This is a genomic window from Kitasatospora sp. NPDC085879, from assembly GCF_040686255.1.
In the GTDB taxonomy this organism is placed as follows: Bacteria; Actinomycetota; Actinomycetes; order Streptomycetales; family Streptomycetaceae; genus Kitasatospora.
The window spans coordinates 1-1,539 of sequence record NZ_JBFBJZ010000193.1 but is presented as its reverse complement, the minus strand read 5'-3'; the positions used below and the strand labels follow the sequence as shown (position 1 = coordinate 1,539).

Annotated in this window: 2 protein-coding genes; both read left to right on the top strand. The window is 74.3% G+C overall.

Features of this window, described 5'->3' with window-relative positions; genetic code table 11:
* Nucleotides 1-20: 20 nt before the first annotated feature.
* Nucleotides 21-1,064 carry an alcohol dehydrogenase catalytic domain-containing protein gene (locus AB0P35_RS42070; RefSeq protein WP_363521885.1) on the top strand — a complete coding sequence of 348 codons (1,044 nt, stop codon included), beginning with the start codon at nt 21-23 and terminating at the stop codon, nt 1,062-1,064.
* Nucleotides 1,061-1,539, top strand: a 479-nt coding sequence (locus tag AB0P35_RS42065) for an SDR family NAD(P)-dependent oxidoreductase (protein ID WP_363521882.1), incomplete at its 3' end; no start/stop codon positions are given. The genes AB0P35_RS42070 and AB0P35_RS42065, both read left to right, overlap by 4 nt.

Below are 1,539 nucleotides of genomic sequence, written 5' to 3'. Positions count from 1 at the left end.
GAAGAGACTCGGGAATCACGATGACGCTTGCTGTTCGTTACACGGCTGCTCGGACGTTGGACACGGCCGTGGTCGGGCCGTGCGAGCCCGGTCCGGGCGAGGTGCTGCTGGCTCCCGCGTATGTGGGGATCTGTGGCACGGATCTGCACATCTTCCACGGCGACATGGATGCGCGGGTGGCCGTGCCGGCGGTGCTGGGCCATGAGATGGCCGGGCGGGTGGTGCGGGTCGGTGCCGGGGTGGAGGGCTGGCGGCCCGGGGACGCGGTGACGGTGATGCCGCTGGCCTGGGACGGCACCTGCCCGGCCTGCCGGGCCGGCAACTCGCACATCTGCCAGAACCTGGACTTCATCGGTATCGACTCGCCGGGTGCGATGCAGCAGCGCTGGACCGTCCCCGCCGGCACGCTGGTCCGGCTGCCGCAGTCGCTGGCGCTGGACCGGGCCGCGCTGGTGGAGCCCACCGCGGTGGCGGTGCACGACGTCGGGCGGGCCGAGGTGCGGGCCGGTGAGCGGGTCGTCGTCGTGGGCGGCGGGCCGGTCGGGATCCTGATCGCGTTGGTGGCGCGGGCGGCCGGCGCCGAGGTCCGGGTGGTGGAACTGAGCGCCCACCGGCGGAAGCTGGCCGAGGAGTCGGGCCTGGTCACCTGGGACCCGGCGGCCGAGGACGTCGTCGAGGCGGCGTGGGAGTGGACCGGCGGCGCGGGCGCGGACGTCGCGTTCGAGGTGTCCGGTGCGGCGGCCGGCGTCGACACCGCGGTGGAGGTGCTGGGCGTGCGCGGCCGGCTGTGCCTGGTGGCGATCCACCCGCGGCCCCGCGAGATCAACCTGCACCGCTTCTTCTGGCGCGAACTCACCCTGGTCGGGGCCCGCCTGTACGACCGCTCCGACTTCGAGAAGGCGGTCGCGCTGGTCGCCGACGGCACGATCCCGGCCGACCGGCTGATCAGCAAGGTGGTGCCGCTCACCGAGGCCCCGGCGGCGTTCGAGGCCCTGGAGGGCGGCGGCGACGTGATGAAGATCCTGGTGGACTGCACCGACGACACCGAGGGAGCGAGCGCGTGACCGCCTTCGACCTGACCGGCCGGCTCGCCGTCGTCACCGGCGCCCGGCGCGGCATCGGCCGGGCCATGGCCCGCGCCCTGGCCGAGGCCGGCGCGGACGTGATCGGCGTCAGCGCCAACCTGGAGGACACCGGCAGCGACGTCGAGAAGGACGTGCTGGCCGCGGGCCGCACCTTCGAGGCGATCCGCACCGACTTCGCCGACCCGGACGCCGTCCGGGCCCTGGGCACGGACCTCGCGGGCCGCGAGCGGCCGGTGGACATCCTGGTCAACAACGCCGGCACCATCCGCCGCACACCGGCCGCCCAACACCCCGACGCCGACTGGGACCTGGTGCTCCAGGTCAACCTGAGCGCCCAGTTCGCGCTGGCCCGGGCGGTGGGCGCGGCCATGGTCGCCCGCGGCCACGGGAAGATCATCTTCACCGCGTCGCTGCTCAGCTTCCAGGGCGGCATCACCGTCCCCGGCTACACCGC

Coding starts and splice junctions, on each gene's coding strand:
- AB0P35_RS42070 (WP_363521885.1), top strand. CDS start 21: ATGACGCTTGCTGTTCGTTACACGGCTGCTCGGACGTTGGACACGGCC.